Genomic DNA, 6035 nt, shown 5'->3' on the forward strand with positions numbered 1-6035 from the left:
TGCCTGGTGCCGATCACAACGCGCCAGGCATCTACACTGAGCGCAAACTCCTGGACTTCTTCGTTCGCAACATTCTCAGGCAGACCCCACCCAACTGGAACACCAGACCAATCGAGATGCAGAATGAAAAATCATGACGACGATGGCGACCGCCAGCTTGTGCCTCTTGCAATTGTTCGCCCGCATTTCGTGGCTGTAATCAAGGCGACGAGCAGATCGTCCCCGCTCGGACGAGCCTGTCATCTAAGACTTGCGCTGCGTATCCACGATATCGGCTCGCCGCGACAACACCCGCATGCGCATGCCGGCGCAATTCGTCGGCGTGCTCATCTCTCCCGGTTGACTCTGGTGGTTCCAAAAAAAGAGCGGTTGCCAGGGGGGAGGAACTGCCTCCGGAGATGTGAGGCTCATGTCCAACGGCTACGGCCCGCTGCGGCAAACGGTTCCGCGGCAAAATGGATTTCCGCCACAAGCCGGACACAAACAAAATTATGGTCCGCTCCAACAGTGCGTCGGCAGGCTGTCCCAAGCTCCCCCGCCCAAGCCTGCTGAAGCACTGTGCCGGCGGGGGAGCAATTTTGGTTCTGTTGCAAATTTTTGTTGAACTGAAGCAAGAAGAGATGGCGGGCGGTGCTTATGCGGCGGCGAGGATATCGAACTGCTCGGCCAATGACGGATTTGGGTTGAAGGCGAACCTCGCCTGTCGTTTGCGCATCATGTGAAGCATTTCGATGCCGTCGAGGATGATGCTTGCGGCTGCGGGAGATTTGAAGCCGAGCATCGGCCGAACACGGCGCTTGATCCGCCGATGGTCCTGCTCGATCCGGTTGTTCAAGTATTGGCTTTGGCGGATTCGGATCGGCTTCGGTCGGCGCCTTCAGCGATCCTGCAATCGATGTGTCGTATCGCAGGAAACGATCGCCTCCTGGTTGGTCTGGCTACCATCGATGACGACACGATCGGGACGCCCATGGCGCTCCAGCGCTTTCCTGAAGAAACGCTTGGCCGCCGGCAAATCCCGATGTTCGCTGAAATAGAATTCGACCGTGTCGCCGACGCTGTCGATAGCGCGGTAGAGATACATCCACTGCCCTCGGACCTTGATGTAGGTTTCATCAACATGCCATTTGCCGGTCGCTGCGCGCTTGCGCCGGTTGAAGCGCTCCAGCAGCAAGGGCGAGAAGTGAACAACCCAGCGATGGATCGTCGAATGATCGACGCTAATGCCACGCTCGGCCATCATCTCCTTCAAATCGCGCAGGCTCAGTCCATATGCCAGATACCAGCGAACGCACACCAGGATGACCGATCGGTCGAAATGCCGGCCTCTGAACATCACAAACCTCCGAAAAAATGTCGGAGGTCACTTGCCAGACAACCCGTAACGAAAAAGTTTGCAACAGAACCGTCTGGACAACCACTACGGTGCACACGGACAGAGCTTGCGTTCGCAATCTTGGCCGACGCCGTCCTGGGACAGGAAAGCAGGCGAATGGCTGGCAAAACGGTTCCGCCGCAGCCCGGCGTCGATCACCAGAACCTGGCGCGGGCGCGGCGGAACTGCCGGACGGCGGCCATTCCAGAATAGCTGCCGCCGATGCAGCCAGGGCAGCTCAATTCGGATGGTTGTGAGCGACAGGCTCGGACTCCCATTCGATTGCCCGACCCGGCTCATGCCTGGACGGGCAGTATTCTGAGAGTGTTTGCACACCATTTTCATGGTTGCCACCATGGAGATCGCCTCAGAAGCGGCGCCCAATCGGAAACAGTAGCACGTCCGCGTTTTGGCTCGGCTGCTTGAACTCCTCGACGGCAACCGCCTCAATTAGCAGATCCAAGGCTTCGCGCCCCCTCCGACTCATCGGGTCATCGTCACGCAGATAATGATACGCTCGATCTAGATGCACTCGCGCGGCGGAAAAATCGCTTGTCATATGACCCTCTCAGTTGCCGCCCGCGCTGGGGTCGCGCAATCGTCAATATCCACAGACGGATTTGATTTAAATCGCGAATGATCTGGGATAATCAAAACGCCGGCTTGTCTTATGCGAGAGCGCACGTTTCCATGCGATGGTTGTCATTGAACCTCGCCTCGGCCGCTACCGCTATGTTCGGTCGGCAGCCGATGCCCGGAAAGTGCTCCTCCGCCAATGACCTGACCACGTGGAAGCAGGGATCCTACCTCGTGCAGGAGAATTGTCGATCTCGCAGGCGCTGGAGGAATGGCCGCAGAAACGCCGCAGCCTTGCATGAAACAACCCTCCGCGCGTGTTAACAAGCACACGACAGCCGTCAGCCGGTAAGCGTGGCGCGGAATGCCTTTGTCAGTTTGCCAAGCGAGCCCTGCCAATGTGTCCCCAGCATCATCCATAAGCCGTCCCGAGTTTCTGGCCGGTCGAGCGATTGCACGCGCAGGATTGCGGTGGCAATCAGACGGGTGGCGAAGATCGCCGCGAAGGCGGACAGCAAATCGGAAGCCGACTCCGTTTGTGCGATCTCGAGAGGGCCTTACAGGGCGTTGATTCCTGATAGGATCTTCCGCCATCACATCGCTGACGGGCGACAGCTTGCGAAAGCAAAAATGCAGCGCGCCCTCTTGACCGACACCGAAAACAGCGAAATCGATTATCCACCCGACGCCAAGAGACCTATCTGGACGCTCTTGTCGCCGAACGGAAGTGAGGAATGCCCCGCAGTTAACGGCTCGTTAATCATGCGGGGCGTAGCCAAGAAGCGTCACAGCACCTGCCCAATCACATGTGACCTTAAGACCCGGCACCCAGATTGTGCCGAGTCTTTTTGTGTCGGTAGGGTAGCCTAATCCAATTGAGCGGGTCAGGAATAATGTCCCAGTACGGCGATCAGGAACCTTCTTAGCCGGTCACCGACTTCATAAAGCCGACGGGAGCTGCAACGACTTGACTAGGAATGCCCTCCGAGCTTGACGGTGTCAGTCCCGAACGCGCTCTGTTGGCCGTGCGCCAGTCCCTGACCGACAGCGGATTGCGACATGACAACTTCTCCACATCGGAAGTAATCGTGGCGAAGTGCCTGCGCGCGCAGCGACAGGGAAGGCCGGTTATAGAGAGCCGGCCCGCTTGCAGGAATCGAACTCATGGATGACTGAGACCTCGGCATCCTCGATGCCCATTGCTTGGCAGGACGCCATTATGGCGTTTCTGCATTCTGTCTTGTCGCTGTGACATTTGCCGCACAGGATGACGTTAACGACATTCTTTCCCGCGTGAGGTGAGGCGATGCGAGCAGGGTAGAGTGACGCGAGGCAGGGAGGGCAGGAGGCGATGGCAAAGGCTGAAACTCGGTAAGACGGCGAAGACTGTCACGCTCTCTAAAAGAGGACTGTTCTTCAGGGAGCATCGTCATAATCGATTCGGCGTCGGAAGGCTCGGCCGCCTGAAGGAGGACGATGGAATGATGCGGTCATGGAATGGATTTGCATGATCCACCGGCACCGGCACGGACCACCTCGCAAAAGTGGCGGGCGGGACCTGGATCGAGCCGACATTGCGAGATTTTCGCGGCTATGGCGGCTTCGCTGTCTGCTGTCCGCAGGGCGAAGCGCGCATTAGATGGGCCAGCGGCGGATGCACGCGAACCGCGGGGATGACGACCACGGGACCTTCGCTGGCTAGGACAGCGGCACCGCGAACCCAATGTTGGAGGCTCTACGCCGCTCGATCTGGCGGAGGCGCGGCGGTCGATGCGGCCGGCAGAACCCGCGCTACCGTGAGGCGCTGCCATCTCGATATAGGAGCACAGGGCGTCGCACCGAAGCGCATGATCCTGACAAGCTGCGCTCGTATGGAGCGGCCAAAGCGTCAGGTGATGCTGGACGTCGACCACCGGTCACACAAAGGATTGAACAACCGCGCCGAGAATTCCCATGTGCCGCTGCGAAAACGAGAGCGGGTGATGCAGGGCTTCCGGTCGCCAGGAAGCCTGCAGCGTTTCGTCTCGATCTTCTCGGCTCTGCGCAACCTCTTCGTTCCACCTCGCTCAAAACGCTCCGCTCTCGCCACACATATTCACCGCCTGCAGGCCATGGCGGAATGGAACGCCGTAACCATGGTCAGCTGACAACGGCGCCGCAGCTCTCAGCGCGTTCATAGCCAGACAACGTGACATCGCCCTTGCCCTCGCTACTCCTTGCATTTATGTTGAACATAAACTATGGCATGTTCAACATAGGAGGTTGGCATGGGTGCTCAAATCCATACTGCAACAGACAGCGAAGCAACGGTCGCGCTGACCCGCAACAAGCTCGTCCTTGAACAAGCGAGGGCCGTTGGTCTCCTTGGCTCCGCTAAGAATACGCGTCTGTCGGGCCGCGTACCGTCAGAGCTGATCGACGCGGCCAAGAAGCGCGCCCACGTCACGTCGGATACCGAGTTGTTGGAGCTTGCGCTGTCGCGGCTGGCACTGGAGGATGACTTCGGGGCTCGTCTCGTCAAGCGCAAAGGCAGCATTCCCTCGGATATCGACCTTGGGATTTGATCTCGCCAAGACCCTTCGATCATTCAAACCGCAGAAGCGCCAAGGGTCACTCGCGCGCCGGGCCGATGACGATCTGCCATGGGTCGACGACGAACCTATCATTGGCGGTCCCTTGTTTCTGGATACGACCGTCTATCTGGATGTCCTGCAGGGCCGATCGTCGGCAGAGGTGGATAGGCTTCTGACGTATAGGATATGCCATCACTCGGCTGTGTGCCTTTCCGAGCTGACACACGCATTCGGCCGGTTGGATCCAAAGCACACGTCGACGGGGACCGTGCTACAAGCGATCCAGGCGACGGTCGCGGATATACCCGAGCACCGACTTCACGCTCCTGAAACTGCCATATGGGGGCAAGCCGGCATCCTCGCCGGTCTTCTGTTCCGAATGAGCAATTTGCCGAAGGGGGAAGGCCATGAGCGCAAGTTCGTCAATGACACCTTGGTTTTCCTGCAGGCGCGGCAGCTGGGCGTGAGTGTGCTCACGGGAAACATTCGGGACTTCGACTTTCTTTCCCAACTCGTACCAACGGGGCGAATTGTCCTGTACCGAAAACCAGAAACGTCGTAATTCCCATGAGTTCAACGGCCTCATCAGAGCACGAAGTGATCTTCGAGCAAAGTTCAGACCAACTCCGTATGCGCCGCCTACATCCCATTGATTTCGCGTGTTTCTGAACATTGAGGTTTCTGCCAGAAGATTTTCGGCAAGAGCTGGAGATTTGGCATGGCCGATGATGAGGGATTTGTTGGGCGATGCGAAGTTGTCGAGCTTCGTCGTGGAAACCGGCGATGGCCGAATGATCTGAAGGCGCGGATTGTAGCGGAGAGCCTTCAGCCCGGTGCGCGGGTTGTTGATGTTGCGCGTCTTTATGATCTCGCTGCGCATCAGCTTTCGGACTGGCGACGGCAGGCGCGTCAAGGTCTTCTGACGCTGCCTGCTGAACTGATGACGGCCGTGCCGCCCTTTGAGAACGGGCCTGTCGAACCCGCCTTTGTGCCACTTGCGATCACGGCGGAGCCGAAGACGGCTACCGATGCTTTGCCGGTTCTGGAGCCGGTTGAGATCATTTCCGGGATCGTGACGGTAGAAATAGGCGCAGACCTGGTGGTTAGGGTTCCCGGCGATGTACCGGTTGATCGGGTCGCGGCCTTGGTGCGCGCGATGCGCGGGACGGCATGATCGTCGCGGGCCAACGATTACCGATCCTGATCGCGACGCGGCCGGTGGACTTCCGCTGTGGCCATCAGGCGCTGGCATTGAAGGTGCAGACCGAGTTGAAGCTTGATCCGCACTCCGGGGTCACGTGATCTTCCGGTCGAAGCGCGGGGTCGTCTAAAAATCCTGGTATGGGATGGCACCGGAATGGTGCTGACCTACAAAATCCTGGAACAGGGCAGCTTTGCCTGGCCCAAAGTGCAGGATGAAACGATGCGGCTGTTGCGGCGGTGGCGTTATCAACTTAACTCGCCGTCAGCGATTTGCGGCATAAACGCGATGGAATGAATAAGCCGCCCAT

General features: G+C 58.5%; 8 protein-coding genes and 3 pseudogenes. 7 read left to right on the top strand and 4 right to left on the bottom strand.

Annotation, left to right across the window (positions count from 1 at the left end; all coding sequences use genetic code 11):
* The first annotated feature begins 455 nt into the window (after positions 1 to 455).
* Positions 456 to 722: a hypothetical protein gene (locus tag AC0L17_RS33870; protein ID WP_473518913.1), complete on the top strand. Its 267-nt coding sequence runs from the start codon at positions 456 to 458 to the stop codon at positions 720 to 722.
* On the opposite strand, the pseudogene AC0L17_RS33875 reads toward AC0L17_RS33870, so the two are convergent.
* The 4 genes and pseudogenes from AC0L17_RS33875 to AC0L17_RS33890 all read right to left on the bottom strand — a co-directional run bounded on the left by AC0L17_RS33875 (position 635) and on the right by AC0L17_RS33890 (position 2469).
* A pseudogene (locus tag AC0L17_RS33875) lies at positions 635 to 1336 on the bottom strand (IS6 family transposase). The gene AC0L17_RS33870 and the pseudogene AC0L17_RS33875 overlap by 88 nt on opposite strands.
* A gap of 129 nt (positions 1337 to 1465) precedes the next feature.
* Positions 1466 to 1653 (bottom strand): annotated as a pseudogene (locus tag AC0L17_RS33880) (hypothetical protein); the annotation flags it as partial.
* Positions 1654 to 1742: 89 nt separating this feature from the next.
* Entirely contained in the window at positions 1743 to 1934 is a 192-nt protein-coding gene (locus tag AC0L17_RS33885) for a hypothetical protein (RefSeq protein ID WP_473518906.1), read from the bottom strand.
* Positions 1935 to 2292: 358 nt separating this feature from the next.
* The gene (locus AC0L17_RS33890) at positions 2293 to 2469 is read right to left on the bottom strand and encodes a hypothetical protein (RefSeq protein WP_473518907.1); all 177 of its coding nucleotides are present in this window, start codon (positions 2467 to 2469) and stop codon (positions 2293 to 2295) included.
* Between the two features lie 1308 nt (positions 2470 to 3777).
* On the opposite strand from AC0L17_RS33890, the pseudogene AC0L17_RS33895 reads away from it, so the two are divergent.
* From AC0L17_RS33895 to tnpB (AC0L17_RS33920), 6 genes and pseudogenes are all read left to right on the top strand, one after another.
* Positions 3778 to 4098, top strand: a pseudogene (locus AC0L17_RS33895) (DDE-type integrase/transposase/recombinase); the annotation flags it as partial.
* A gap of 120 nt (positions 4099 to 4218) precedes the next feature.
* Positions 4219 to 4515 (top strand): hypothetical protein, encoded by a 297-nt coding sequence (locus AC0L17_RS33900; RefSeq protein WP_473518908.1) that lies wholly within the window; start codon positions 4219 to 4221, stop codon positions 4513 to 4515.
* Positions 4505 to 5086, top strand: a complete 582-nt coding sequence (locus tag AC0L17_RS33905) for a type II toxin-antitoxin system VapC family toxin (RefSeq protein ID WP_473518909.1) — start codon at positions 4505 to 4507, stop codon at positions 5084 to 5086. The genes AC0L17_RS33900 and AC0L17_RS33905 overlap by 11 nt, the downstream gene beginning before the upstream one ends.
* A gap of 156 nt (positions 5087 to 5242) precedes the next feature.
* Positions 5243 to 5698: an IS66-like element accessory protein TnpA gene (tnpA, locus tag AC0L17_RS33910; RefSeq protein WP_473518910.1), complete on the top strand. Its 456-nt coding sequence runs from the start codon at positions 5243 to 5245 to the stop codon at positions 5696 to 5698.
* Entirely contained in the window at positions 5695 to 5826 is a 132-nt protein-coding gene (gene tnpB / locus AC0L17_RS33915) for an IS66 family insertion sequence element accessory protein TnpB (protein ID WP_473518911.1), read from the top strand. Before tnpA ends, tnpB (AC0L17_RS33915) begins: the two co-directional genes overlap by 4 nt.
* Positions 5801 to 6022 carry an IS66 family insertion sequence element accessory protein TnpB gene (tnpB, locus tag AC0L17_RS33920; protein WP_473518912.1) on the top strand — a complete coding sequence of 74 codons (222 nt, stop codon included), beginning with the start codon at positions 5801 to 5803 and terminating at the stop codon, positions 6020 to 6022. Before tnpB (AC0L17_RS33915) ends, tnpB (AC0L17_RS33920) begins: the two co-directional genes overlap by 26 nt.
* Positions 6023 to 6035 lie beyond the last annotated feature (13 nt).

Source organism: Mesorhizobium sp. WSM4829 (assembly GCF_055811475.1).

Excerpts from the sequence above, each read along its gene's own strand:
- AC0L17_RS33870 (WP_473518913.1), top strand. The coding sequence starts at position 456 with ATGGATTTCCGCCACAAGCCGGACACAAACAAAATTATGGTCCGCTCC.
- AC0L17_RS33885 (WP_473518906.1), bottom strand. The coding sequence starts at position 1,934 with ATGACAAGCGATTTTTCCGCCGCGCGAGTGCATCTAGATCGAGCGTAT.
- AC0L17_RS33900 (WP_473518908.1), top strand. The coding sequence starts at position 4,219 with ATGGGTGCTCAAATCCATACTGCAACAGACAGCGAAGCAACGGTCGCG.
- tnpA (WP_473518910.1), top strand. The coding sequence starts at position 5,243 with ATGGCCGATGATGAGGGATTTGTTGGGCGATGCGAAGTTGTCGAGCTT.
- tnpB (WP_473518911.1), top strand. The coding sequence starts at position 5,695 with ATGATCGTCGCGGGCCAACGATTACCGATCCTGATCGCGACGCGGCCG.